Consider the following 26,373-nt stretch of genomic DNA (forward strand, 5'->3'; position numbering starts at 1 on the left):
TGCGTGAATCACGCACCACCGCACGGGTTCACAGCTCCGGCTGCGAGTACTCGCCGACCTTGTCGCTCAGCACCCGCAGGTGCTCCAGCGCGCCGCCGAGCGTGCGTTCGATCGCGGTCAGCCGGGCGACGTAGTGGCCCACCGGGTATTCGGCGGTGACGCCGATACCACCGTGCATCTGGATGGCCTCCTGGCCGATATGCCGCGCCGAGCGGCTCACCTGCAGCCTTGCCCGCGACGCCACGTGCGGATCGCTCTGTCCGTCCGCGAGCGCGGCGGTGGCGTAGAGGCTGATGCTGCGGGCGAGCTCCAGCGAGACGTACATGTTCGCCGCGCGCTGGGTGAGCGTCTGGAACTTCGACAGCGTGACCCCGAACTGCTTGCGCTGCTTGAGGTAATCGGTGGTAAGCCGTAACGCCTCTTCCATCGCACCCACCGATTCCGCGCACAGGCTCGCCTGCGCCTGCACGGTCACGGTGCGGATCGCCGCGGCCGCGTCACCCGTGCCGAGCAGTTCGGCGGGCGCCTGGGCGAACTCGAGCTGCGCGGCCCGCTGACCGTCCACCGTGCGGTAGGACTTGCGGGTCACCCCGGTCGCACCGGCGTCGACCAGGAACAACCCGGTCTCGCCGCCGGGCAGCAGCGCGCTGACCACGAATTCGTCCGCACTGTCACCGTGCGCGACCGGATTCTTGACGCCGGTGAGCGTGTACGAATCACCCTGTGCCGCAGCGGAGGTGGTGAGCTCGGTGGCGGGCCAGCGGACGCCGGGCTCGGCATGGGCGAAGGCGAGCAGCTTGTTGCCCGCCGCGACCTCCGGCAGCAACCGCTGCCGCTGTTCGGCGCTGCCCGCGAGGGTGATCAGGCCGCCCGGCACCAGCACGGCGTCCAGGATCGGCTCCGGTGCGAGCCTGCGGCCCACCTCCTCGAGCACCACCATGGTCTCCACCGGACCGGCCCCGACGCCGCCGTCCTCCTCGGTGAAACTCAGTCCGAGCACACCGAGTTCGGCCAGCTGACGCCACACTTCGCGGCTCCAGCCGAGCTCGGTATCGGTGACCTTCAGCCTGGTCTCCGGATCGTAGTTACGGGCGAGCAGGTCGCGGACCGTGTCCCGCAGCATGCCCTGTTCATCGGTGAGATCGAAATCCATGGCGGCGCCTCACAATCCGAGGATCGTGGAGGCGATGATGGTGCGCTGCACCTCGCTGGAGCCTCCGTAGATGGTTGTCTTGCGGTAGTTCAGATAGCCGGGGCCGCTGCGCTGCGCCCAACCGGGCGAAGCGATCTCGTCCGCGTCGACCGGCAGTGCGTCCGGGCCCGCGATGTCGAGCAGCAGTTCGGTGGCCGCCTGCTGCAACTCCGAGCCACGCAGTTTCAGCACCGACGAGGCCGGATTCGGCTTGCCCTCCGAGGAATTCGAGACCACGCGCAGCTGGGTGAGTTCCAGGGCGAGCAGCTCGTTCTCCAGTTCGGCGACCCTGGCCGCGAACAGCGGATCCTCCAGTAGCGTGCCGCTGCCCGACTTGGTCTGCGCCGCATATTCTTTCGCGACGCCGATCTTCACCTTGGTGCGACCGACGCCGGTGATGCCGGTGCGCTCGTTGCCGAGCAGGAACTTGGCGTAGGTCCAGCCCATGTTCTCCTCGCCGACCAGCTGATCGGCCGGCACCCGGACGTTCTCGAAGAACACCTCGTTCACCTCGTAGCCGCCGTCGATCAGCTTGATCGGGCGGATCGTGACGCCGGGCGACTTCACGTCGAAGAGCAGGAACGAGATGCCCGCCTGCTTCTTCGGGGCGTTCGGATCGGTGCGCACCAGGCAGAAGATCCAGTCCGCGTACTGCGCGAGCGTGGTCCAGATCTTCTGGCCGTTCACGATGTAGGAGTCGCCGTCGCGCACCGCGGTGGTGCGCAGCGAGGCCAGGTCGGAGCCCGCGTCGGGTTCGGAGAAGCCTTGGCACCACCAGATGTCCAGGGCCGCGGTGGCGGGCAGGAAGCGCTGCTTGAGCTCCTGCGAACCGAAGTGCGCGATCACCGGGCCGACCATCTGCGCGTTGAAGGTCAGCGGGTCCGGCACCGAGGCGAGCTGCATCTCGTCCTGCCAGAGGTGGCGCTGCATCGGGGTCCAGTCCTTGCCACCCCATTCGACCGGCCAGTTCGGCACCGCGAGACCGTGCTCGTTGAGGATCTTGTGCGAGCGGACGATGTCGTCGCGGGACAGCTCGCGCCCGTACTTGAACCGTTCGCGGATTTCGGCGGGGATCTCGGTGCGGTAGAAGTTTCGCAGTTCGTCGCGGAAGGCGACCTCGTCTGGGGACAGGCTTATTTTCATACGCAGCTCCGTCTGTGTCTCGTACGTCCGAGTCCAAACTACCCCTCGGTAATACTCGACTGTCGAGTGGATCACAGCGCCGGGACACGCGCGGCCACCTCCGGCTTTGCCGCCAACCCGTTACGCCGGGCGCCTCGCGAGCAGGTGAACAGCGGTGCTACCTGGGCGATATTTCCGACGAACTGGTACGTTGCTGCACGTGGGTTGGGGACCCCTGAGCCTTGGGTATCGAGGAGTACGAGTGAACGGCAGGACCATCACACGCGCCGCCGCGGCCGTGACCACTCTCGGCATCGGCGCCGCGCTCACCCTCGGCGGCCCCGCCGCCGCCGAGCCCGAACCGACGCCGCTCGACGCCGGACTCACCCACCTCACCGAGACCGCGGGTCCCGATCCGGCCGTGCAGGCCGGAGTCGGCGCGCTCACCCAGTACACCAAGCTCGTCGACGTGGCCGCACTGCGCCACATCACCAGCGCGTTCACCCCGTTCGCCTATGCCGCACCGACTTTCGGCTGCGGCAGCCTCGGCCCGATCACCACGATCATCGCGGCCGCGAGCACCGACGGCGCCGGCAACAGCCAGGACCTCAACGTCGCGCCGGGCACGCTGCGCTTCAGCGCCACCCCCGCGCACTCCGGCATCCCGTTGGCCTCCGGGCTCGTCGTGGCCTGGGTGAACATCAACAACGGCGCCAGCGGCATCGATCCGCTCGATGACCTGACCGAGTACGGGCTGCCCTCGCTGTCCAAGACCGTGCGCAGCGGCCCCGGCACCGTCATCGCCTCGATGTGGGGCATCATCGACTACCCGGGCGCGCACTGCGTGATGACGCCGACCGTCGGCACGTTCATGGTGCCGGAGCAGCCGGCGAGTCATCCGGCCAACCCGGCCGACACGAACGCACCCGGTGTGGTCGCCCCCGGCCCGAACGGCACCGTGACGGGCCCGGCGCCCGAGCCCGCACCGACCACCGCGCAGCAGCCCGCACCCGCGCCGCTGCCCGCCGCCCCGGCGCCGGAACCCGCGCCCGCCCCGGCACCGGCCCCCGCGCCCGTCGCGCCGACCACCCCGGCCCCGCCTGCGGGCACCTCGGTGCACGGGGAGTTCAGCAAGCCGACCACGGGCAACTGATCCTGGCCTACCGCAGCTTCGCGAAGAAGGCGCGGATGTCGGCCGTGTGCATCTCCGGAAGTTCCATCGCCACAAAGTGATTGCCGGTGTTGCCGGACGGCCAGTGTGCGATGTCGTTGTCCCGCTCGGCAAGTCGCCGCATCAACGCCGACCCGCCGCCGTACACCCCGGTCGGTACCGCCCGCTGCCCCTTGGGCCAAGCGAATCCGTTCTCGCCCAGGCCGTTGTACATCGGCCAGGAAGAGCTGGCCGCGGTGTTGGTGAACCAGTAGATGCTGACGTTGGTCAGCAGGTGATCGCGCTCGATGACGTCCTCCGCGAGGTCGGCGAGCGGAGTGAACTCGTTGAACTTATGCATCAGCCAGGCCAGTAGACCGACCGGGGAATCGGTCCACGCGTGTGCGAAGGTCTGCGGCGCCGCGTGCAGCAGCTCGTGGTGATTCACCCCGGTCATCCACTGCTGCATCAGCTCCCACTCGGCGCGCTCGTCGGGCGTCATGGTCGGCACGTCGGCCGCGGTCGGCATGCCGATGCCGCCGTCGAGGTGCACGCCGATCACCCGGTCCGGCGCCGCGATGGCCAGTTCCGGTGCGACATACGCGCCGAGATCGCCGCCCTGCGCGCCGAACCGCTGATAGCCCAGTCGATCCATCAGCACGAGCCACATCTCGGCTACCCGCTGCGGCGTCATGCCGAGTTCCACCGGCGCAGCAGAGAAGGCGAAGCCCGGCACCGACGGGACCACGACGTGGAACGCCTGCGCCGAATCGAGGCCGTGCTTGCGCGGATCGGCGAGCAGGTCGATGGTCTTGCTGAATTCGACGAACGAATTGGGCCAGCCGTGGGTCAGGATCAGCGGCACGGCGTCCGGCTCGGGCGAGCGCACGTGCACGAAATGCACGTCGAGACCGTCGATCTCGGTGACGAACTGCGGAAACTCGTTCAACGCCGCTTCCTGTGCGCGCCAGTCGAATTCGGTACGCCAGTATTCGGCGAGCTCGCGCAGGTAGTCGACGGGCACGCCGCGCTGCCAGCCCGCGCCGGGCAGCTGCGCCGACCAGCGGGCCCGGCCCAGCCGGTCGCGCAGGTCGTCGAGCTCGGCCTGCGGGATCTCGATGCGGAACGGGCGGACGGCGATGTTGTCGGTCATCGGGGGTGCTCCTTGCCTGTTGTGCGAACGAAAACAACGGTAGGAGGCATCTAGGACCATTTATGTCCTAGTTATCTGGAATTCTGGAATTCATGAACGACACCCCCGCCCGGCTGTTGCGTTTGCTGTCGCTGCTGCAAACCCCGCGCGACTGGCCGGGCAGCGAACTCGCCGAACGCTTGGGCGTCACCGATCGCACGGTGCGCCGCGATATCGACCGGCTGCGCGAACTCGGCTATCCGGTCGAGGCGACGATGGGTGCGACCGGTGGCTACCGCCTGGTCGCAGGATCGGCGCTACCGCCCTTGCTGATCGAGGACGACGAGGCGGTCGCCATCGCGGTGGGCCTGCGGGCCGCGGCCGGTTACGCGGTCGCGGGCATCGAGGAGGCTTCGGTGCGCGCGCTGACCAAATTGGAGCAGGTGCTGCCCGCGAAACTGCGGCGTCGCGTCCGGGTGCTCGGCACCGCGCTGGCCGCACCGGCCGACTCCGGCCCGGCGGTCGATCCCGAGGTGCTGACCGCGTTGGCGGCCGCCGTAACCAACCGGGAGCGAGTGCGTTTCACGTATCGCGATGCCGCGGGACGGGAAACCCGCAGGCACGCCGAGCCGGCCGGATTGGCCCCGGCCCGGCACCGCTGGTACCTGGTCGGATACGACCTCGACCGGGACGACTGGCGGGTCTACCGGGTGGACCGCATCGAGAATCCACTGCCCACCGCGGCCCGCTGCGTTCCCCGGGAGCTGCCCGCCGCCGATCCCGGCGCCTACGTCGCGGGCCGCCGAACCGATTGGGGCACACCGACTTATCGTCTATTGGTCACGGTTCGAGCGCCCCTGCACCGGATCGCGGGCCGGCTCGGCGACGACCCCGGTGAACTGATCGCCCTCGACGAGCACAGCTGCCGCCTCGACGGCGTGCGCGACGATGCCCCGGAATGGTTGGCCCACCGCCTGATCGGACTCGGCGTCGACTTCGAGGTCCACGATTCGCCCGAGCTGCGCCACGCACTCCACGCCGCCGCGCGGCGTATTCACCGCGCGGTCGGCGCACCGGACTGACCCTGCGAATCCTGCTCGCACACAACCACTTTGCGCAGGTCGCGGGATCGCCGCCCGGCGTAGGCCGATCAGCCCGGCAGCTGGATGCGCAGCACCGCGCCCCGCTCGGTGCCCGCGATCAGTTCGCCCGGCGCACCGGGGATGGCGGTCACCGAGGTGAGGGGTTCGCCGCTGAGCACGGCGCAGGTGGCGCCGGTGCCGGGCACGACCCGGACCAACTGGCCGCCGAGAGTGGTCACCAGCAGGTTGCCGTCCCGATCGATCAGGAGATCGTCCACGAAATCCGGGATGGCGGGCAGCGGCGAGGACAGGTCGGCCACCACGGACGCCTCGCCGGGGGCGTCGATCGGAACTCGCTGAATCCGGCCCAGCGGTCCGCCGTTCGACGTCACATACAGCGTGCGGTCGTGCACGACGACGCCGTTGGCACTCGTCTTGGGCGCCTGCTCGGTCCACGCGGTGTCGATGCTGCCGTCCGGGCGGATGCGGATCACGCCGGACATCGACGCACCCACATACAGGTAGCCCTCCGCGTCGAAGGCCGCGCCGTTCGGCATCGTGGTCAGGCCCGAGACGAACACCTCCGGCTTCGGCGCGGCGGCCGTGGGATCGAAGCGGACGAGACCGCCGGGCCGGACCAGGCTGGTCGGGCTGTCACCGTAGACGACGTAGAGCAGCCCGTCGGGGCCGCTGCGCACGGCGCCCGGGAATTCCACCGGGACGGTCGCGGTCAGCGCGCCGGTGGGGTCATAACGCTGCACCACGTTGCGGTACGGCCGGGACACCCACAGGTTGCCCGCCGTGTCGTACCCGACGTTTTCCGACCAATCCAGCATCGGCAGTCCGGCGGGCACCGCGGTCACGGCGGCCGCGGACGCACATGCGGCGATCGGGGTCGCCGCGGCATCGGGTTCGGCGGCCGCGACCGGCATGCCACCGGCCAGCGCGACCAGCACCGCGGGCCACAACAGCGCACCTGAACGACGTAGTTTTCGCAACGAGCACCTCGGGTTCTGTCCGCACCGATACGACAATCGGCAGGCAGTCTAGCCCGCCCTCCGCCGATACCTGATGAACTCCGCTGAGCAGCACGATCTTTGGCAAGATCTGGATATGCCATATTTCGACGGCGCGCGTGGGCGGCTGCACTATCGGCGGTGGCCGGTCGATCGGAGCGTCGCCACGGTGCTGTTGCTACCCGGTATGGGCCAGCACAGCGGTCACTACCACCGCTTCGCCCGCACCCTCAGCGCCGCCGAGATCGACCTGTGGGCGCTCGACACCGCCGGGCACGGGCTCAGCGAGGGCGATCCACAGGCGCCGGGCACCTTGACGGAACTGGTCGCGGACGCGGTGCGGCTGTTCGATCTCGTCCGTGCGACGGCACCGGCCGCGCCACTGCTGCTGGGGCATTCGCTCGGCGCGGTGACCGCGCTCGGCCTGCTCGGCGCGGCGGTGCCGGACGCGGCCGGCGAGCCGGCGGGCCGGTCCGTGCTCGAGCGCGACCTGCCGCTGCGACCCGCCGTGCCACTGGACGCGCTGGCCGGTCTGGTGCTGTCCGGCACCCCGAAACGCGCGCTCGGCGGCGGCCGTCCCGGCGCGCCCGGAACCCCACTGCCGCGCACACTTCCGATCCTCGCGGTGCACGGCGAGGAGGATCGGCGGGCGCCGATTGATGCCGTAAGGGTATGGACTGGACGCCACGAGTCGGTAGATTTACGGGCGTACGCCGACGCTGGGCACGATCTCCTGCACGAACCGGTGCACGCGCGGGTCGCTGCCGACATCGCGGACTGGATGCGGGGTGTCGTCGCGGGGTTGGCGCGACGCCCGTGAACCGAGCACGCATCATGAGATGAGGAAGGGGGACGCGAGGTGCCATCGAACGAGAACGCCAACGGCGTCGCACGCCCGGAACTGTCGGGATACACCGCGCCGGGCGTCACCGCCGCCGCACTGCATCGCGCGGTCGACGAGGGGGAACTGTGGATCGACGGCGTGCTCGTCGCCGAGGGGGTGCACGAACACTGCGCCCGCCGCTACGAGCAACTCGCCAATCAGATCGAAGATCAGATGCGGGTGCTCAGCGCGGCGTCGTCGCTGCCGGGGTTCGGCGGCTTCGCCTCCGGTGACGCGCTGCGCGGCGGCTTCGAGAACAAGGCGCACGGGGCGCTCACCCGGCTGTGGGAATACGCCGAGGCCGCCAGGGAACTCGCGCTGACCTTCCGCGCGGCCGCGACCAAGTACCAGGGCGCCGACCACGCGCTCGCGGTGGCCGTCGACCGGATCGACGCGGGAGCAGCCCATGCGTAAATTGCCACGCACCCCGGATCATCCCGCCGTACGGCGCACCGATCCCGCGTACGCGCCGACCGTCGAGATGTTCGACGCGATGACCCATCGCGAGATCCACGACAAGGTGGCGCTGCTCAAACCCGCCGTGCTCACCGGCGGGCAGCAGTCGTGGGGCCAGGCCGCCGCCGGATTGGCCGACGCGGTCGCCCAGGCGCACACCGAGATTCGCGCGGCCATCGCCGACGGCTGGCGCGGCAGCGGCGCGCAGAACGCGGCCGACGCGGTGTACGCGTTCGAACAGACCGGCCAAGACCTGGCCGACGTGCTCGCGGTCGTCTCGCAGCGGCTCGGCCAGGCCGGCGACGCGGCCGAGGCGTTACGCAAGGCCGTCGTCGCCCCCACCGCGAGCGCACCCGATCTCGGTGCCGCGCTGCTGGATCCGACGCAGGCCACCACCAACGCGGCCGACCAGAAGGCGGCCGAGCACAGCCGCCAGGACATCGTGCGCGCGATGAACGACATCTACGCCGGTGTGCTGATCCCCACCGGAAACGACGTGCCCGCGTTCCTCGACCAGCAATCCAACGGCGCGGCGGACGCGCCGGGCAGCTGGCCGGCGAGCAAGCTGACCGGTGCCGGAACCAGCGTGGAAACCCCGGCGGTGCAGCAGGTCCCGGACGAACCGGCCGTCGCGGCGCGCCTCGGCGCCGGGGTGGCGCCGACGGCCCCCGCGACCACGGCACCGGATACCGTCACCGAACCGGTCGAGCAGCGCGAAACGACCACCACGGCGGGTGCCGCCGCCGCACCGGCGAGCGCGGACGCACCGGCTGCCGCGCCCGCGCGGGCCGGCACCGTCCCTGCCGGGGTCGATGCCGCGCTGTCGACCGCACCGGCAGCGGCCCGCGTGCCGGTCCCGCCTGCCGCCGCGCCGAGCACGGCCACCACCGTGGCGTCGGCTCAGCCGGTCTCCGTTCCGTCCGTGCCGGGCAGCGCCGCGGCGGCCCCGGCCGACGATCAGCGCAAGCGCGAGGAACGCCGCAAGGACAGCAGCAGCGACGCCGTCACCGGTTTGGGCGCGGGCGCGATGGGCGGGCTGATGGGCGGCGCGCTCGCCATGGGCGACACCCCGCGGCCAGGTACCAGCGTGGCCGCGAACGCCGCGTCCACGGCCCGCGCCGCGCGCTTCGACGACGAAGACGAATACGAGGACGACTTCCACTTCGACGACATGCCCACCTATCTCGAACCCTCCGACGAGGGCGGTGAACTGATCGGCTCGATCGATCCGACCACACCGCCCGTGCTCGGGGAGTGGACCGAACTGGAGTGAACTGGACGCTGACCCCGGACCAGTTCGCGCTGGCCTGGGCGCGCACCGACGGCGATCGGATGCCCTACCCCCTGGCCGTCCGACTGTCCGCGCGCGACACCGACGAGCGCGCGGCGCAGTTACCCGAGCTGAACCGCTGGTGCGATCAGACGCTCGACGCCGACCTGGAAGCCGCGCTGCGCGTGCTCGGCGCGCCGGAACTGCGGATCGAGGTGTTCGGCGAACGCGACAGTGCCGCAGCCGATCCCGACGCGCCCGAGAACCGGCCGGTGCGGGTGCTCGGTGCGGCGGCGGGCAATGTCGCGGTGGTCGCCGCGCAGCGGCCCGGGCCGAATCCGGACCACGGCGGTGATCTCCGGCTGTTCGTCGGCACGGTGAAAAGCCTTACCGCCCGGGTCGTTTCGATGCTGCCGGAAAACGCCCCCGGCACCATGCCCCGGCTGACCGCGCCGCTGGCCCGGGTCGGCGAGGACAGCCGAGACCTGGTCACCGTGCCGGTCGCCGGGCCGTCGGTACCCACCCGCATCCGGCGGCTGCTGCGGCAACCCCGCGACGGCATCGGCCAGATCGTGGTCTCCGCCCGGCACGAGGACGGCGAACTGCGCCCCTTCGGCGTTCTCTGCTGGATCGACGTCCGCGACGACGGCCGCTACTCCGTCCGCACCGGCACCGACGTAGACATCGTCCCCGTCACCGCCCACGCCTTCATCGCCCAACTCCGCCCCATGGTCGAAGCGGCAGCCCGCACCGCCACCTACGCCCAGCGCTGGTGAACCCAGCCCACGCCCCGCACGTTTCGGCGCCCGCCGCGCACCTTTCGCCAGTCCCGCGCCACCCACGCCCCGCCAGCCCCGGCGCCGCGCACCTTTCGTCACCCCGCGCGCGTGTCAGCCGAATGACACGCGCGCGGCGCGCGAAAAGGTGCGCGGGGCCGTGCGGGTGGGCTGGTTGTGGAGTGGCGCGGTTAGTCGGCCGGGTGGGCGAGGAGGGCGGTGACTTCTGTGTCGTCCAGTTGGTGGAAGTCCTCGTAGGCGGTGCCTACGCCGCCCAGGGTGTGCGGGACCAGGGGGCAGAAGACCTGGTCGGCTTCGGCGGCTACCCGGCGTAGCGCCTCGGCGGAGGAGACCGGTACGGCGACGACGAGTTGGGCCGGGCGGTGCAGGCGCGCGACGCGGCAGGCGACCACCACGGTCGCGCCGGTGGCCATGCCGTCGTCGACGATGATCACGCTGCGCCCTTCCAGGGGAAGCGGTTTCGCGTCACCGCGCCACACGGTGCGGCGGCGGATCAGTTCCGCGCGTTCGAGGTCTTCGATCTCGGCGAACTCCTGCGGCGATATCCCCAGGTGCGCCAGCACGTCTCCGTTGAGCACCCGCACGCCGTCCTCGCCGATCGCGCCCATCGCCAGCTCCGGCTGCCACGGCACCCCGAGCTTGCGGACCAGCAGGATATCGAGATCGCCGCCGATGACATCGCGGACTGCGGCGGCCACCGGAACCCCGCCGCGAGGCAGGCCGAGCAGCAGCGGATGGGCCGCGCGCAGCCGCTCCAGACGAGTACCGAGCGCACGACCGGCCGATGTCCGATCCGCGTAGATCATCCACCAAAACGCTACGCCCACCCCTCCCCCGACCACCACCCTTCACCGAATCCCCCGCAACCCAACCCCACGGAACCACTCCAAGGCAGCACTGCCCCGCCAACCACCACGCCCGATCGCCCCACGACACCCGCGCCATCTGTCAGCTGCCCTTCACGAAACCCCGCGACCCGCTGCCCCGCCAACCCACGCCTGATCGCTCCGCGAGACCACAACTCCCGCGCAGAATCCCGCCACAAGGCGGCTGACCATTGCCCCTCAATCACTCCGCGACCCGTGTTACCTGCCTTCACGAATCACTCCGCGATGGCACCCGGGCCATCAGCTCGCCGACAACTCGTGAGACCGCCGATCCGGCACTCTCCCTCGCACAGAACAACTCCGCGACCGGCTGCTCCGAACCGACCCGCCCGCGGCGAATCGCTCGGGGAAACCGCGCTTCGTTCAACTGGGGTCGGCGATGGTGAAGCGGCGCAGGTCGAGGCTGGGGTTGGTCTTGCGGATCTCGGCGAGGCGCGCGAGGTCGATGCTCGCGGTGAGTACGCCGGTCTCCTCGCCGAGTTCGGTGAGTACCGCGCCGGTGGGGTCGATGATCATCGAGGCGCCCGCACCGCGCGGGGCGGCTTGGTCGGCGGCGGCCACGTAGACGGTGTTCTCGATGGCGCGGGCGCGCAGCAGCGTCGTCCACTGGTCCACCTTGGCCGGGCCGGGGATCCATTGCGCGGGCAGCAGCAGGACCTGTGCGCCCGCGGTGGCCACCCGGCGGATGCCTTCCGGGAAACGCAGGTCGAAACAGGTCTGCATGCCGAATGTCACATCCGCCACAGTGAAGGTGGCCGGCGCGGTGATCGCGCCGGGTTCCACCACCTCCGATTCGAGGAAGCCGAAGGCGTCGTAGAGATGCACCTTCCGGTACTGCGTGACGAGCGTTCCGTCGGGTCCGAGGACGACGAGTGTGTTGCGGATCCGGTCCCCGCCGGGCGCGACCTGCTCCACCGTTCCGGCGACCAGATGCACCTCGAATTCGCGGGCGATGGCACCGAGTCCGGTGACGAACGGGCCGGTCAGGGGTTCGGCGACGGCGATGACGCGCTCATCGAGCCGGGTGACGGCAAACATCGAGTATTCCGGTGCGACGACCACCCGCGCACCCCGATCGCGGGCGGTGCGCACGTGCTCGCGCAGCGCCGAGAGATTGGCCGCCGGGTCGGTGCCGGGGGCGAACTGGACGACCGCAACGTCCAGCAGGTTCGGCCGTGTCGCTTGATTCGTATCGGCGCTGTCCAGTTGCATACGTCTCACCGTATTGGGCCGGTGGCCGAGCAGACCAGCACCAGGCAGTAAACTCCTGGTCAATGAGTACCAATCAGGTCGACAGCGTTCCTGGCGACAACGACAGGGACAACGACGGCCCGACTTTCGCCGATCTCGGCATCGATGACCGCATCCTCGCGGCCATCGCCGATGTGGGCTACGAGTCGCCGTCGCCGATTCAGGCTGCGACGATTCCGCCGCTGCTGTCGGGCGCCGATGTGGTCGGCCTCGCGCAGACCGGCACCGGCAAGACCGCGGCATTCGCGATCCCGATCCTGATGGGTCTGGACACTTCCGGCAAACTTCCGCAGTCGCTGGTGCTGGCGCCGACCCGGGAGCTCGCGATCCAGGTGGCCGAGGCGTTCGGCCGCTACGCCACGCATATCCCGGGGCTGCACGTGCTGCCGATCTACGGCGGCCAGGCCTACGGGGTCCAGCTGTCCGGCCTGCGCCGCGGCGCGCACGTGGTGGTCGGCACGCCCGGCCGCGTGATCGATCATCTGGAAAAGGGCACGCTCGACCTGTCGCAGCTGAAGTATCTGGTGCTCGACGAGGCCGACGAGATGCTGAAGATGGGCTTCCAGGAGGACGTCGAACGCATCCTCAAGGACACGCCCGCGGGCAAGCAGGTCGCGCTGTTCTCCGCCACCATGCCCGCGGCGATCCGCAAGATCTCCAAGCAGTACCTCAACGATCCGGTCGAGATCACCGTCAAGTCGAAGACCTCGACCGCCACCAACATCACCCAGCGCTGGGTGCAGGTCTCGCATCAGCGCAAGCTGGACGCGCTCACCCGGATCCTCGAGGTCGAGTCGTTCGAGGCGATGATCATCTTCGTGCGCACCAAGCAGGCCACCGAGGAGCTCGCCGAAAAGCTGCGCGCCCGGGGCTTTTCCGCGGCCGCGATCAACGGTGACATCGCGCAGAACCAGCGCGAGCGCACCATCGGTCACCTGAAGTCGGGCACGCTGGACATCCTCGTCGCCACCGACGTCGCCGCGCGCGGCCTCGACGTGGACCGCATCTCGCACGTGGTCAACTACGACATCCCGCACGACACCGAGTCCTACGTGCACCGCATCGGCCGTACCGGCCGGGCCGGGCGCAGCGGCGAGGCGTTGCTGTTCGTCGCCCCGCGCGAACGGCACCTGCTCAAGTCGATCGAGCGGGCCACCCGCCATCCGCTCGAAGAGATGCAGCTGCCCAGCGTCGACGACGTCAACGCCCAGCGCGTCGCCAAGTTCGGCGACGACATCACCGAGAGCCTGACCTCGGCGAACCTCGCGCTGTTCCGCAGGCTCATCGAGGATTACGAACGCGAGCACGATATTCCGCTGGTCGATATCGCGGCGGCGCTGGCCGTGCTCTCCCGCGACGGCGACAACTTCCTGATGCAGCCCGAACCGCCGGAGCCGGTGCGCGAGCGCCGGGAACGCCCGCGCCGGTTCGAAGGTGACGACGACCGTTCCGGTTTCGGCGCGCATCAGCGGCAGACCGGTGCCGAACTCGCGACCTATCGGATCAGCGTCGGCAAGCGCCACCGCGTGGTGCCCGGCGCGATTGTCGGCGCCATCGCCAACGAGGGTGGGCTGCGGCGCAGCGACTTCGGGCACATCAGCATCCGCCCGGACCACAGCCTGGTCGAGCTACCCGCGAACCTGCCGCCGGAAACGCTGGAAGCGTTGCGGCGCACCAGGATCAGCGGCGTGCTCATTCAGCTCACGCCCGATCAGGGTCCGCCGGGACAGCGCTCGTTTCCGCGTGGGCCGCGCCGGGAAGGCGGCAACGGCAAGCGCCCGGAACGGCGTAAGCCACGCTCCTGAACCGGGGAGGGTAAGCCGAGGTCAGACCGGCTAGCTACAGTGTTGCCGTCCGGTGCGTAATGAAGCGCTAACGGCAGCGGGTGTCCCGCGATAACTCGACGTGTGATGAGCGACAATGGCGCGAGCCGCTCATCGGCGCCGACCGGGTGGGGGTGTCCCGCAGAGACACAGGAGGGCCGCGTTTGTTCGTGTTCGGTGATCGTGTCGTCTGCTCCGCCGTCGATCTCGTGCGCGCGGCGCGCTGTGAATTCGCGCTGCTGCGTGCCCTCGACACCGAACTCGGTACGGTCGCGGCCGATTCCGCGACCATCGACGCGGCGGCGACCGCGCCGCGCCGCGAGCCCGATCCGGCCAGGGACCGCAGGCTCAGCGACTTTCGCGCCCGTTTCGGCAGCGCGATGGTGCAGATCCACCCGCCACAGCACGAATCCGGCAGTCCCGAAACCACTCACACCGCACTGCGCAGCGCCGCCGAGGAAACCCTCGCGGCCCTGCACGCCGGCGCGCCGGTGATCTCCGGCGCCACCTTCTTCGACGGCAGCTTCGACTGCTCCTGCGATGTCCTGGTGCGCGCGGACCACCGGGTGCGCTACACCGTGCACGGCAGTGCGCCGGGGCGGCCCGAACGCGTCGGCGCCGCACTCGAACTCGCCGCCTGCGCCGACGCCGTCGACCACAGCGGGTCGCTGACCGGGCCGCTGCTGCGACTGCACCTCGGCGCCGACCACACCGCGTACGCGGCGCACGATCTGGTGCCGGTGTACCGGGCGCGCCGGCGTCGCGTGGCCCACATCCTGGACGAGAAGCTCAGCGAGTTGCTACCCGTGCAGTGGGGCGATCCGCGTTATCTCGCGTGCGGGCGCTGCGCGGTCTGCACCGCGGCCGCGGTGGCCGCGCGCGATCTGCTGCTGGTCGCGGGCATGGCGACCACCACGCGGGCCAGGCTGCGGGAAGCGGGCGTGCACACCATCGATCGGCTGGCCGGCACCGAGAGCACGGTCCGTGGCGTCTCGCCGCGCACCTTCACCGCGCTGCGCCGGCAGGCCGAAATCCAGCTGCGCCGGGAGGATTCCGGCGCGCCGACGCACAGCCTGCTCGACCCGATCGCGCTCGGCGCGCTACCGCCGCCCTCCCCCGGCGATCTGTCGCTCACGGTCGAGGGCGGGGTGCGTACCGCGTTGTCCGTGGAGGTCGGCGGGCCCGGCACCGTCCACCTGAGTTTCCGCGGGCCGTTCGGCGCCGGAGGTGTACCGGGCAGCGAAGCGGCCGGGCAGCGCCAAGCGCTGGAAGAGGTGCTGGGCTACCTCACTCAGCGCCGGCGGATGTATCCGGACATGCACGTCTACCACTACACCTCGGCGGTGCGCACCGCGCTGCTGCGCTGCAGCGGCAGCTCCGGTGTCGGGGAAGAGATCGTGGACGAGCTGCTGTGCGACGGCGTCCTGGTCGATCTGTATCCGATCGTGCGCAACGCGCTGATCGTCGGGGAACGCTCCTATCGGCTGAGCAAGCTGGCGCGACTACTGCCCGGCGCCGCGCATTCGCCTGCCACGCAACGGGATTGCCTGACCGTGCTGCGCTTGCGGGACTGGCTGCTCGACCGCGCGGCCGAGCAGCGGATCGACCCGCAGGCGGTGACGCTGGAGCGGGCGGTGTCCTGGTGCCAGGTGCCGGGCCCCGACGAGACCGAACCCATGCCGCCGTCGCGGCCCTCCTCGTTCGAGGCGGCGCTCGCCGAATACGCCGCGGCACAGGACGAACCGCGGCACGTGGCCGCCATGATGGCGGCGGCGCTCGGCTATCACCGCCGCGAACGCCAGCCACTGTGGTGGGCCCATGTCGACCGGCTGAGCCACCCCGTCGACGAATGGGCCGACGCCCCGGGGGTTTTGATCGCCGAATGGGGCACCGTCGACACCAAGTGGCATCGCAGCCCGGACCGCCCGACCATGCGACGCTACCTGACCCTGACCGGACGGATCGGCTCGCGCTGGCATGGCGGCGGTCCCGGGCCCGCCACTGTGCTGACGCCGGGAACCACCGTCTACACCTTCTACGACCGGCCCGCCGCGGCAGGCATGGTCACCGCGGTCGGACGCCGGGCCACCGCCGTCGCCACCGTGCTCGGCTGTTCGGTGGACGCCGAATTCGACGACACCGTGCGGCTGGAGGAGCTGCTACCGGACGGCTGCGAACCGTACGACGAGCTACCGACCGCGATCGCGCCCGGCCTACCGGCCTGGGACGAACATGCCGAGATCGCCGTGGAATGCGCGGCACAGGAGTTGCTCGTCGCGCTGCCGGACATCCCGGACGGCGCCGTCTTCGATCTACTCGCCCGCAGGCCGCCCCGGCTGCGCTCGGGCGCCACGCTGCCCGAGGTGCACGGCGATCACGCCGCCGCGATCACCACCGCGATGCGCGCGCTGGACCACTCCTACCTGGCGGTGCAGGGCCCGTCCGGCACCGGTAAGACCGCCACCGCGGCCCGGGTGCTCGAACGCCTGGTCACCAAGGAGAAATGGCGGATCGGCGTTGTCGGGCAGTCGCATTCGACGGTGGAGAACCTGCTCGACGCGGTCGTGCGGGGCGGCGTCCTGCCGGAGTTGGTCGCCAAGAAGGACGTCGAGTCGGTGGGCCCGGAGTGGGCGGTCATCGACGCGAGCCGCTACGCGCGGTTCCTGGACAACGCCATCAGCGGCTGCGTACTCGGCGGCACCACCACCGATTTCGCCAACGAGGACATGGTGCCGCGGGAAAGCCTCGACCTGCTGGTGATCGCGGACGCGGGCCGGTTCCCGCTGGCCGACGCGGTCGCGGTGGGGGTCAGCGCGCGAAACCTGTTGCTGCTCGGCGACCCCGTGCCGCCCGTCACGCACAGCGCGCATCCGGAGCCGGTCGGCGAATCGGTGCTCGGCTGGCTCGCCGAGGGGCGGCACACGCTGCCCGCGGCGCGCGGCTACTTCCTCGATCGCACCTGGCGGATGCATCCGAGCGTCTGCGACCCGATCTCCCGGCTGTATTACGACGGTCGGCTGCGGGCCAACGAAACCGTGACCCGCGCAAGGGAACTCGACGGCGAACCGGCTGGGGTGAGCACCGTGCTGGTACCGCATCACGGCAACGCGACCGAATCCCCGGAGGAGGCCCGCGAGGTGGTCCGGCGGGTGCGCGCGCTGCTCACCATGAACTGGAGCAGCGGCACGACCACCCGGCGGCTGCACCCGCACGACATCTTCGTCGTCACGCCCTATGCCGCCCAGGTGGGGCGCATCCGAACGTTGCTGGCCCGGGCCAAGATCGAGGATGTGCTGGTCGGCACGCCGGACCGGTTCCGCGGCCGGGAAGCCGCGGTGGTCCTGCTGTCGATGGCCACGTCCAGCCCCGCCGACGCCCCCTACGGCATGCCGTTCCTGTTGTCCCGGGCCCTGATTCACGCCGCCCTGTGCCGCGCCATGTGGAAGGCGATCATCATCCGCTCGCCGCTGCTCACCGAGTATCTGCCCGCCTGTCCCGACGAGCTGCCCGATCTCGCGGGGTTCCTGCGTTTGTCCCGATGAGCGCCGCGACGCCTCAGCCGAAGCAGGTGCCTTCGCCGCGATAGGTGGGCACGGTGGTGCGGCTGCCGTCGGCGTCGACGAGATGGATCCGATCGAAGCGTTCGCAGAGTTCGCCCGCCTTGGCGTGCCGGAACCAGACCCGGTCGCCGATCCGGAGTTCCGCGGCGCCGGCGAGCGGGGTCTGCACCTCGCCGGTGCCTTCGGCGCCGAGCAGCTTCAATCCGTTGGGCCACACCGGCTTCGGCGCCCGCGACGGTCCGGTGGGACCGGAGGCGATATAGCCGCCCGCGAAAACCGTGGCGATCGACGGCGTCGGCCGGCGCAGCACCGAGGTGGCGAAGAACAGCGCCGGGTGCGGCGTGAACGAACGGTAGTGGTCGAACAGCGTCGGCACGTAGAGCCCCGAGCCCGCGGTCACCTCGGTGACGTCCGGGTCCGCGATGCTGACCTCGATGGAACCGGTGCCGCCGCTGTTCACGATCTCCAGCTTGCCGGTCACCGAACGCACCGCGTCGAGTACGCGTCCACGGCGCTTGGTGATTTCGGCCGCCGACGCCCGTTTCATCAGGCGCACCGCGACATTCGTGTCGGGCAGCCCCGCGATCTGTGCCTCGTAGGTCATCACGCCGACCACGTCGAAGCCGCGGCGCAGTGCTTCGGCCGCCAGCGCGGCGGCCTGCTCGGGGGTGCGGATCGGTGAGCGCCGCACACCCATGTGCACGGGGCCGATCCGCAGTGAGGCGTCGACATCGATGCAGACGCGCGGGCGCACCCGGTCGGTGCCGAGTGCGGCCCGGATGAGTGCCAACTGGGCGACATCGTCGATCATCAGCGTGATCGAGTCGCGGAGGGTGTCGTCGGCGGCGAGTTCGGCCAGCGCCGCCCGGTCGACGGTCGGATAGCCGAGCAGCACGTCGCGCGCGCCGCGACCGACCAGCCAGATGGCCTCGGGCAGCGAGTAGGACATGATGCCCGCGAACCCGCCGGCGGCGGTGAGGTCGGCGCCGAGTACCTCTTCGAGTACGGCGCGGCAGCGGACGGATTTGCTGGCGACCCGGATCGGGACGCCGCGTGCGCGCTGGACCAGGGCGGCGGCGTTCGCGCGCAGCGTGGCCAGATCGAGGGCGGCCAGCGGGGGGTCGAGCTCGGCGGTGGCCGCGTGCAGACGCGCGAAGGGTGTCGGGGCGCTCACAAAACCCACTCAACCACCAAACTGGTCAAACGTCCAGTATCTAGACCTCGGCGGCCCGGGTGGCCAGACTGCTCACGAGATCGTCGAGCACTACCAGCATTGTCTCGTCATTGCAGTCGGCGAGCCAGCGCAACACGGTTCCCTGCAGCACCGAAACCGCGTAGGCGGCGATGGCCTCCACCGGTTCCAGCCACTGCGCACCCGAACGTTCGGCACACAGCTGCAGGAACGCGGCCACCTCGGTGTCCATCTCGCGGTACACCGCCGTCGCGGCCGGGTCGGCGAGGCAATCGGTCTGGGTATCCCAGCGCTCCCGCAGCGTCTGCACCGTCGCTTCGTACGCACGGACCTGCTTGCACGGTGCGGCCTTCACCAGCGGCCAGTACGCGCTCACACCGGCATGCAACAGCACCCGCAGCGCGCGTACACCGGAATGGTCCAGTGAGGCGGCCGCCTTTTCGACGGCCTCGCAGATGGTCGGCCGTAGCCGTACCTCCGCTATGTCTCCACGTACGCTCAACGACGACTCCCTCGGCGAAAAGAACTCGCGCACCCTCGTCGGCGCGACTCGCTGAACATGGCGGGCACTCCGCTGGAAATCCCAGGCTGCCCGGTCCAACGTTCATCAATGGTAGAGGGTTTTCGGGGTTTAAGAACAGGTTCAGTGGGGAATTCCAGACTGAAAGAATGTTTTGTTACCCAAACGGAATCGTAGGGGTACCCCCCTGCCCTGCGCCGAAAACCTTCTCTCGGGGTTACTCCCAGCCCTGCCCGGCCGGAAAGCAGACCGTTGTCTACTGTACTGGCGGGTACACGTGAGACCCGGCAGCTGTGGCCGATCACACAGGTGAACGGCACAAAACGGTCACCATCCCGTGGACAACCCGATCCGGGAACGACACCCGCGCGACCCCGGCGGGCCGATAGCCTGGATCGGTGACTCTCTCGCCGCCTGCCGACCAGTACTTCATCTCCGGCACCTTCAATTTCCGCGACCTGGGCGGACTGCGCACCATCGACGGCGCCAAGGTGCGCCCCGGCGTGCTGTTGCGCTCGGCCCAGCTCACCGGACTCGACGAGGTCGGCCTGGCCACCCTGCGCGACCTGCGCGTCAGCGACGTGCACGACCTGCGCGGCGAGCGCGAGATCGACCACATCGGCCACGACCGGGTGCCCGAGAACGTCCGGGTGACCGTCACGCCGTTCGACTCGCGAATGGCCGAGGCGCCCCCGCATCACGCCACCCCCGATTCGGCCTTCCGGCATATGCTCGAGGTCTATCGGATGTTCCCGGCGCTGCCCGAGGCGCACGCCGCGATCACCGCCATCGCCGAGTCGATCGTGCGCGGTGACGGCGCCGTGCTCGTGCACTGCGCCGCGGGCAAGGACCGCACCGGCTGGGCCGTGGCCACGCTGCTGCGCGCGGTCGGCGTGACCGAGGCCGACGTGCAGGCCGACTACCGGCTGAGCAACGGCGCCATCCCCGCGCTGCGCGCCATGATGACCACGAAACTGCTTGCCGGGGAAGAACTCTCGGTGGACTTGCTGGGCGTTCGCGACGAATACCTGAATATCGCGACCAACTCGATGCATGAGCTGCACGGCGACGTGGACACCTACCTGACGACCGCGGGGATCACACCGGAACTGCGCACCCGGCTGCGCGACCGAATGCTGGAGTGAGGCGGGTTCATTCGTGCTGGGTCGCGCCGCGGCGCACCAGACCGTCCGCATCGATGGTGACCTGATCGCCGGTGTGGAACCAGGTTCCGGTGAAGCGGGCCGCGGTGGTCGTCGGGTCGTTCCAGTAGCGCGGGGTGACGTTCGGACCGCGGCAGAGCAGTTCCCCGTGACCCGCCTCGGCGCGCGGCCCGTACAGCGCCAATTCCGTACCGCCGAACGGGAATCCGAGCACCGAGTCGGTGTCGGCCGCGGCCAGCGAGTCGTCCAGGGCGAGGCCGATGCCGCTGGTCTCGGTGGCGCCCCAGACCGACCACTGCCGCGCGGCCGGGAACATGGTGCGTAATTCGGCGGCCAGATCGGCGGGGGTCGCGGGCGTGGCCGCGCGCTCGGCGCGATGGCCGGCCTTGCTGATCCGGGCGATGCCACCGGTGTCCAAGCCGTCGGCCCGCAGCGCGGCCAACTCGGGCAGCAGCCCCGCGAAGATCCGCGGCGTCGCCGACACCATGTCGATCCGTTCGGCCACAATGGCTTCCGCGAGCCCGCGGCAGTCCCTGGCCAGCACGACGGTGCCGCCCACCGCGAAAGTGGGCAAGAGCTGGTCGACGCATCCGCTGGCGTGCGCCAGCGGCAGCAAGACCAGATTGCGCAGGCCGTCGGTCGGCAGATCGAGGGCCGACACCACCGAACGTATTGCCGACAGCAGGTTTTCGTTGGTCAGCTCCACGCCCTTGGGCGCGGTGGCCGGACACAGCGGGGTCCCGCTGGTGTAGCTGAGCAAGGCCAGATCACCCAGTGCCGCACCGTCATCGATGAAGGCGGCTCCGTCGGGCAGGTCCGCGCCGCGGGCGATCTCGCGGCCGAGCACGAAATCCGCACTACTGTCGGCGATCACCTGTTCGGCCACCGCGTCCGGCAGGCCGTCGTGCACCAGCACCGGCACCGCACCGCTCAGCAGCGCGCCGAGGAAGGCCTGCACCCAGCGCACGCCCGCGGGCATGTGCACCGCGACCCGGTCGCCGTAGCCGATGCCGTGCTCCTGCAGCCCGCCCGCGATCCGCGAGGCCGAGTGCCACAGCTCGCGGTAGGTCATCCGCGGGCCACCGATCTCGACCACGGCCTCGCGAGTGGAGAACGCGTGCACCTGTAGGTCGAGCAACTCGGTGAGCGCGGGGGTCAGATTGCCGTAGCGCAACACGCCGTCGGCGCCGCGCGCCAACGGCGTATCGCGCGCATGCGGACGGGAAAGGGGGTATTCGACGAGCAACTGCGACATCCGTCCTCCGCACGCCTCGAGTCAGCAGGCAAGTGCGACTATATGACGCGCGTCACAATTTCGCGGCGATAGGCGATGAACGTGTCCTGCTTGTCACCCCCTACCCGTCACCGCCCGGTGTAGGTCGCCTTGCCCGGCCCGACCTCGAGGAAGCTGCGCACCGCGCCTTTCAGGTCGGCGGTGTCGAACAGCGCGCCCGAAACCTCGGGGGTCACCGAATCCGCATGCGCCACACCGCCGGAACGCCACGCCTCGATGATCTTCTTGGTCGCGGCGTGCGCGACGGTCGGGCCCTGGGCCAGCCGGTGGGTCAATTCCTTTGCCGCCGTGTCGACGTCGTCGTGCACCGCGTTCACCACGCCCCAGTCGGCCATGGTCGCCGCGTCGTACAGGTCGCCGGTCATCACGAATTCCCGTGCGCGCCCGGAACCGGCCCGCTCGGCCAGCCGCTGCGGGCCACCCATCGAGGGGGTCAGTCCGACAACGGTTTCCACCAGCCCGAACTTCGCCTTCGGCGCGGCCAGGATGATGTCGCAGGCCAGCGCGATCTCGAAGGCGGCGGTCAGGGTCAGCCCGTGCGCGGCGAACACCACCGGACACGGCAGCGCCTCGAGCGGATGGATGATCTGCGCGAACAGGGTGCGCCACAACTCAGCGCCCTGTTCGATGGACAACCCGTCGAAGACGTGCACGTCGACACCGCCGGACACCACCTTGCCCTCGGCGCGCAGCAGGACCGCGCGCGGCGGGTTCGCCGAGAGGTCGGCGATGTCCGCGATCAGGGCGTCGAGCATGGCCTGATCGAAGAGGTTCAGCGGCGGATGGGCCAGCGTCAGCGTGGCCACCTCCGCGCCGCCGTCGGTGCTCTGTCGTTCGAGGCGCGTGGCTTTGGTGTCTGTCATGCCCTGAGCCTAAGACCAGAATCTGCCAGACTGTTCGGGTGACCAAGTCGGTGGAAAGCGGTTCCTACGTCGAACCTGGCGAGTTCAAGCGGGATACGAACTACATCACCACCCGGATCACGGCCGACGGCCGCGACGGCTACCCGGTCGAGCCGGGCCGCTACCGGCTGGTGGCGGCGCGGGCCTGCCCGTGGGCGAACCGGACGCTGATCGTGCGCAGGCTGCTCGGTCTCGAGGACGTGCTCTCGCTCGGACTGTGCGGCCCGACGCACGACAAGCTCAGCTGGACCTTCGATCTCGATCCCGGCGGGGTGGATCCGGTGCTCGGCATCCCCCGGCTGCGCGACGCCTACCTGGCCCGGTTCCCCGACTATCCGCGCGGCATCACCGTGCCCGCCGTGGTGGACGTGCCGACCGGGCAGGTGGTCACCAACGACTACGCGCAGATCACCCTGGACTTCTCCACCGAATGGACCGCGTTCCACCGCGACGGCGCGCCGCAGCTGTATCCGGAAGCGCTGCGCGCGGAGATCGACGAGGTGAGCCTCGCGGTGTTCCGCGACGTCAACAACGGGGTGTACCGCTGCGGCTTCGCGGGCGCGCAGGACGCCTACGAGACCGCCTACGACCGGCTCTTCGCCCGCCTGGATTGGCTCACCGAACGGCTTGCGGCGCAACGCTATCTGGTCGGCGACACGATCACCGAGGCCGACGTGCGGCTGTTCACCACGCTGGTCCGGTTCGACCCGGTCTATCACGGGCACTTCAAATGCAATCGGTCCAAGCTGAGCGAAATGCCGGTGCTGTGGGCCTATGCGCGCGACCTCTACCAGACCCCGGGATTCGGCGACACCATCGATTTCGCGCAGATCAAGGAGCATTACTACGTGGTGCATCGCGATATCAACCCGACCGGCATCGTGCCGAAGGGGCCGGACCTGGCGAACTGGCTGACCCCGCACGGCCGGGAAGCGTTGGGCGGAAGGCCTTTCGGCGACGGCACCCCGCCGCCCCCGCCCGCGCCGGCCGAACAGGTGCCCGCGGGGCACCAGCCGGACTGACCCGGGCGAATCGGATCGGCTGGAACCGATCCGGCTGGGTACATCGTTGTCATGACGAGCTGAGGACTGTGGTCGCGGCGTCCGGCGGGCCGATCCGCCGGTGCCCTACAGTTTCAACCAGCAGACTGGAAGAGGAGGGTGCCGCCGATGTTCAAAGGCGCGTTCGAGAAGACGGTGGTTCAGCTGCTCGATACGGGGTCTCGCCTGCAGGCCCCCGCGGTCGCCAAGTATGTCGATCGGATCCGGCGCGCCCATCCCGACGAAACCCCGGCGCAGGTCATCGCGCGGCTGGAGAACCAGTACCTGCTCGCGGTGACCGGCAGCGGCGGCGCGGTCGGCGCGACGGCCGCGGTGCCCGGGGTCGGCACGGTCGCGGCGGTCGCCGCGGTCAGCGCCGAGACCACGTTCTTCATGGAGGTCTCGGCCCTGTTCACGCTCGCGGTGGCGGCGGTGCACGGCATCTCGCCCGACGACAAGGAACAGCGCAGGGCACTGGTGCTCGCCGTCGTCCTGGGCGAGGGCGGCATGGAGATCGTGCAGAAGACCGTCGGCACCTCGGCGAAGAACTGGGGCACGGTGTTCGCGAACCGGATCCCCGGCCTCTCCTCCATGAACGACTCGCTGCTCAAGCGTTTCATCATCCGCTTCATCACCCGGCGCGCCGCGCTGATGGCGGGCAAGGTGGTGCCCGCGGGCATCGGCGCGGTGATCGGCGGGGTCGGCAACCGCGCGATGGGCAAATCCACGATCCAGAACGCGCGCAAGGCCTTCGGGCCCGCGCCGGTGGTCTGGCCCGCCGACCGGCACCTGGTCATCGATGCCGACCCGCTCACCGCGATCGACCCGGCCAAGCCGCAACCGCCGACGACGCCGCGGTGAGCGCCGTGCGCCCACTCGCGTTCGCCGTCCGCGCGCTGACCAAGCGGTACGGGCTGGTCGCCGCGGTCGAGAACGTGAGCTTCACCGTCCCGTCGGGCAGCACCGCCGCGCTGGTCGGCCCGCGCGGCGCGGGCAAGTCGACCATCGTCCGCATCCTGCTCGGATTGCTGGAGCCGACCTCGGGGACCGCGTCGATCGGTGGGCCCGGCACACACCGGTCCCCAGCAGGCGCGAGTTCCGCGCAGATCGCCGGCGGAGTCCTGGCACCGCGCGGGATACATCCGGGCCGGACCGCCCGCGATCACCTGTGGGTGTACGCGGCGGCCGTCGGCGTGCCGGACGCGCGGGTCTACGAGGTGCTCGACCTGGTCGGCCTCGGCACGGAAGCCGGGACCAAAGGCGCGGCGCTGTCGGCCGGGCAGCAGACCCGGCTGGCCTTGGCGACCGCCCTGCTCGCCGACCCGCCGCTGCTGGTCCTCGACGAGCCGATGGACGGCCTCGACGCGGCGGAACGCGGCTGGCTGCAAGACTTTCTGCGGCGGCACGCCCAGCGTGGCGGTAGTGCCGTGGTGACCAGCGAGAGCCTGGCCGCGGTGCTGCCGGGCGCCGACGAGGTGATCGTGCTGAACGCGGGCGCGGTGGTGTACGAGGGCAGCCCGGCCCGGCTGCGGCGCGGGCACCCCGATCGGCTCGTCGTCGCCGCGTCCACCCCGATCGCGCTGGCCACCACGCTGGCCGCCCGTGGCTTCACCGACGCCGTGATCCGGCCCGACGGCAGGCTCGCCGTCGCGGAGGCCACCGAAACCGAGATCCGGGACGCGGCCGCCGCGGCGCAGGTGCGGCTGGACAGCGTCGTGCCCGACCTGATCCACCCCGACCGGGTGCTCGCCTCGTTGACCAGACCGCCGAGCCCGGCGCCCGCGCACTACCCGGGCCTGTCCGGTACCGCGGCCCCCACCCCGCCGATGCCCTACGGGATTCCACGATGATCATCACCCTGCCGCCCGACCTCGTTCCGTCCGTCAACTCCGAGGTCCGCAAGGTCGTCACGGCCGGGCCGAACCGGATCCTGGCGGGCCTGCCCCTGGCGCTGACGCTGATCGCCACGGTGGCCACGGCCCTGCTGGCGGGCAAACCGGATCCCAAGGGTGAACCCGTCACCGGCGCCGCGACCAACGGGCTGTACGTCGGCCTCGCCGCGGTCACGCTGGCCGCCCTGGTGTTCGGGGTGCTCGGCAGCGGCGCGGAATTCCGGCACCACTCGATGCCGGTGACCGCGCTGTTCAGCGCGGACCGCGACCGGCTCGCCGTCGCGAAACTGGTCGTCACCGGCGTATGCGCGGCCCTCACCGCGCTGGCCGTGGAAGTGGTCGCGCTCGCGGCGCTGTTCGGCTTCGGGCGTGGCAAATTCCAGGCCGGCCTGGACTTGTTCGCGGTACTCGGGGGCGGGCTGCTCGCCGCGATCTGCTGGTCCCTGATCGGCGCCGGGCTCGGGTTGCTGCTGCGTTCGACGTCCACGGCGCTGCTCGCGGTGTTCGGCTGGCTGATCATCGTCGAACCGTTGGTCTGGGTGGTCGCGCACAGCCTCGGCATCGACGGGTTCGTCACGCTGCTGCCGGGTTCGGCCACCATCAGCACCATCGCTATCGGCTCCTTCGCCGACAACCCCTTCCTCGCCCCCGGTCCGGTCGGGGTGGTGGTCCTGCTGCTGTGGACCGCGGGCCTCGCCGGCGCGGGCTGGTGGGCGCTGCGCACGCGCGACCTCTGACCCCGCCGGGAA

Annotated in this window: 23 protein-coding genes; 13 read left to right on the top strand and 10 right to left on the bottom strand. The window is 70.3% G+C overall.

The window, feature by feature from the left end; all coding sequences use genetic code 11:
* Positions 1–28: 28 nt before the first annotated feature.
* Both O3I_RS35565 and O3I_RS35570 read right to left on the bottom strand, forming a co-directional pair.
* The gene (locus O3I_RS35565; RefSeq protein ID WP_014987881.1) at positions 29–1,153 is read right to left on the bottom strand and encodes an acyl-CoA dehydrogenase family protein; all 1,125 of its coding nucleotides are present in this window, start codon (positions 1,151–1,153) and stop codon (positions 29–31) included.
* 9 nt (positions 1,154–1,162) lie between these two features.
* Positions 1,163–2,335, bottom strand: a complete 1,173-nt coding sequence (locus O3I_RS35570) for an acyl-CoA dehydrogenase family protein (protein ID WP_014987882.1) — start codon at positions 2,333–2,335, stop codon at positions 1,163–1,165.
* 241 nt (positions 2,336–2,576) lie between these two features.
* Between O3I_RS35570 and O3I_RS45785 the strand changes: the two genes are divergently transcribed.
* A complete protein-coding gene (locus O3I_RS45785) occupies positions 2,577–3,467 on the top strand; it encodes a hypothetical protein (protein WP_014987883.1) in 891 nt (296 codons plus the stop codon).
* A 7-nt stretch (positions 3,468–3,474) separates the two neighbouring features.
* Here the strand turns inward: O3I_RS45785 and O3I_RS35580 are convergent, their stop codons facing one another.
* Positions 3,475–4,617 carry an epoxide hydrolase family protein gene (locus O3I_RS35580; RefSeq protein WP_014987884.1) on the bottom strand — a complete coding sequence of 381 codons (1,143 nt, stop codon included), beginning with the start codon at positions 4,615–4,617 and terminating at the stop codon, positions 3,475–3,477.
* Between the two features lie 92 nt (positions 4,618–4,709).
* Between O3I_RS35580 and O3I_RS35585 the strand changes: the two genes are divergently transcribed.
* Entirely contained in the window at positions 4,710–5,678 is a 969-nt protein-coding gene (locus O3I_RS35585; RefSeq protein WP_014987885.1) for a helix-turn-helix transcriptional regulator, read from the top strand.
* Between the two features lie 68 nt (positions 5,679–5,746).
* Here the strand turns inward: O3I_RS35585 and O3I_RS35590 are convergent, their stop codons facing one another.
* Entirely contained in the window at positions 5,747–6,676 is a 930-nt protein-coding gene (locus O3I_RS35590) for an SMP-30/gluconolactonase/LRE family protein (RefSeq protein WP_237748193.1), read from the bottom strand.
* Positions 6,677–6,791: 115 nt separating this feature from the next.
* Here O3I_RS35590 and O3I_RS35595 point away from each other — a divergent pair, with 115 nt between their 5' ends.
* The 4 genes from O3I_RS35595 to O3I_RS35610 are packed head-to-tail and all read left to right on the top strand — an operon-like array spanning position 6,792 to position 10,079.
* Positions 6,792–7,514: an alpha/beta hydrolase gene (locus O3I_RS35595; protein WP_041564771.1), complete on the top strand. Its 723-nt coding sequence runs from the start codon at positions 6,792–6,794 to the stop codon at positions 7,512–7,514.
* A gap of 39 nt (positions 7,515–7,553) precedes the next feature.
* Entirely contained in the window at positions 7,554–7,991 is a 438-nt protein-coding gene (locus O3I_RS35600; RefSeq protein ID WP_014987888.1) for a hypothetical protein, read from the top strand.
* Positions 7,984–9,306 (top strand): PPE domain-containing protein, encoded by a 1,323-nt coding sequence (locus O3I_RS35605; RefSeq protein WP_014987889.1) that lies wholly within the window; start codon positions 7,984–7,986, stop codon positions 9,304–9,306. The genes O3I_RS35600 and O3I_RS35605 overlap by 8 nt, the downstream gene beginning before the upstream one ends.
* Positions 9,303–10,079 (top strand): ESX secretion-associated protein EspG, encoded by a 777-nt coding sequence (locus tag O3I_RS35610; RefSeq protein ID WP_014987890.1) that lies wholly within the window; start codon positions 9,303–9,305, stop codon positions 10,077–10,079. Before O3I_RS35605 ends, O3I_RS35610 begins: the two co-directional genes overlap by 4 nt.
* A gap of 191 nt (positions 10,080–10,270) precedes the next feature.
* Here the strand turns inward: O3I_RS35610 and O3I_RS35615 are convergent, their stop codons facing one another.
* Positions 10,271–10,906, bottom strand: a complete 636-nt coding sequence (locus O3I_RS35615; protein WP_014987891.1) for a phosphoribosyltransferase — start codon at positions 10,904–10,906, stop codon at positions 10,271–10,273.
* Positions 10,907–11,350: 444 nt separating this feature from the next.
* Positions 11,351–12,199, bottom strand: coding sequence for a carbon-nitrogen hydrolase family protein (locus O3I_RS35620; protein WP_014987892.1), 849 nt, complete (start codon positions 12,197–12,199; stop codon positions 11,351–11,353).
* A gap of 62 nt (positions 12,200–12,261) precedes the next feature.
* Here O3I_RS35620 and O3I_RS35625 point away from each other — a divergent pair, with 62 nt between their 5' ends.
* The gene (locus tag O3I_RS35625; protein WP_014987893.1) at positions 12,262–14,043 is read left to right on the top strand and encodes a DEAD/DEAH box helicase; all 1,782 of its coding nucleotides are present in this window, start codon (positions 12,262–12,264) and stop codon (positions 14,041–14,043) included.
* A 188-nt stretch (positions 14,044–14,231) separates the two neighbouring features.
* Entirely contained in the window at positions 14,232–17,603 is a 3,372-nt protein-coding gene (locus tag O3I_RS35630; protein WP_237748194.1) for an AAA domain-containing protein, read from the top strand.
* A 13-nt stretch (positions 17,604–17,616) separates the two neighbouring features.
* On the opposite strand, the gene O3I_RS35635 is transcribed toward O3I_RS35630, so the two are convergent.
* Positions 17,617–18,795 carry an amino acid deaminase/aldolase gene (locus O3I_RS35635; protein WP_014987895.1) on the bottom strand — a complete coding sequence of 393 codons (1,179 nt, stop codon included), beginning with the start codon at positions 18,793–18,795 and terminating at the stop codon, positions 17,617–17,619.
* 40 nt (positions 18,796–18,835) lie between these two features.
* Positions 18,836–19,315: a hypothetical protein gene (locus tag O3I_RS35640; RefSeq protein WP_014987896.1), complete on the bottom strand. Its 480-nt coding sequence runs from the start codon at positions 19,313–19,315 to the stop codon at positions 18,836–18,838.
* A 416-nt stretch (positions 19,316–19,731) separates the two neighbouring features.
* Here O3I_RS35640 and O3I_RS35645 point away from each other — a divergent pair, with 416 nt between their 5' ends.
* A complete protein-coding gene (locus O3I_RS35645; protein WP_014987897.1) occupies positions 19,732–20,478 on the top strand; it encodes a tyrosine-protein phosphatase in 747 nt (248 codons plus the stop codon).
* A gap of 7 nt (positions 20,479–20,485) precedes the next feature.
* On the opposite strand, the gene O3I_RS35650 is transcribed toward O3I_RS35645, so the two are convergent.
* Positions 20,486–21,751: a class I adenylate-forming enzyme family protein gene (locus tag O3I_RS35650; protein WP_014987898.1), complete on the bottom strand. Its 1,266-nt coding sequence runs from the start codon at positions 21,749–21,751 to the stop codon at positions 20,486–20,488.
* Positions 21,752–21,858: 107 nt separating this feature from the next.
* Complete coding sequence (locus O3I_RS35655; protein ID WP_014987899.1) at positions 21,859–22,653, bottom strand: enoyl-CoA hydratase/isomerase family protein; 795 nt, start codon at positions 22,651–22,653, stop codon at positions 21,859–21,861.
* 38 nt (positions 22,654–22,691) lie between these two features.
* Between O3I_RS35655 and O3I_RS35660 the strand changes: the two genes are divergently transcribed.
* From O3I_RS35660 to O3I_RS35675, 4 genes are all read left to right on the top strand, one after another.
* Positions 22,692–23,714 (top strand): glutathione S-transferase family protein, encoded by a 1,023-nt coding sequence (locus O3I_RS35660; protein WP_014987900.1) that lies wholly within the window; start codon positions 22,692–22,694, stop codon positions 23,712–23,714.
* A gap of 147 nt (positions 23,715–23,861) precedes the next feature.
* The gene (locus O3I_RS35665) at positions 23,862–24,593 is read left to right on the top strand and encodes a hypothetical protein (RefSeq protein ID WP_014987901.1); all 732 of its coding nucleotides are present in this window, start codon (positions 23,862–23,864) and stop codon (positions 24,591–24,593) included.
* A complete protein-coding gene (locus O3I_RS35670) occupies positions 24,590–25,582 on the top strand; it encodes an ATP-binding cassette domain-containing protein (RefSeq protein ID WP_014987902.1) in 993 nt (330 codons plus the stop codon). Before O3I_RS35665 ends, O3I_RS35670 begins: the two co-directional genes overlap by 4 nt.
* The gene (locus tag O3I_RS35675) at positions 25,579–26,361 is read left to right on the top strand and encodes an ABC transporter permease (protein WP_014987903.1); all 783 of its coding nucleotides are present in this window, start codon (positions 25,579–25,581) and stop codon (positions 26,359–26,361) included. The genes O3I_RS35670 and O3I_RS35675 overlap by 4 nt, the downstream gene beginning before the upstream one ends.
* Positions 26,362–26,373: the final 12 nt, after the last annotated feature.

The organism is Nocardia brasiliensis ATCC 700358 (assembly GCF_000250675.2).
GTDB classification, from domain to species: domain Bacteria; phylum Actinomycetota; class Actinomycetes; order Mycobacteriales; family Mycobacteriaceae; genus Nocardia; species Nocardia brasiliensis_B.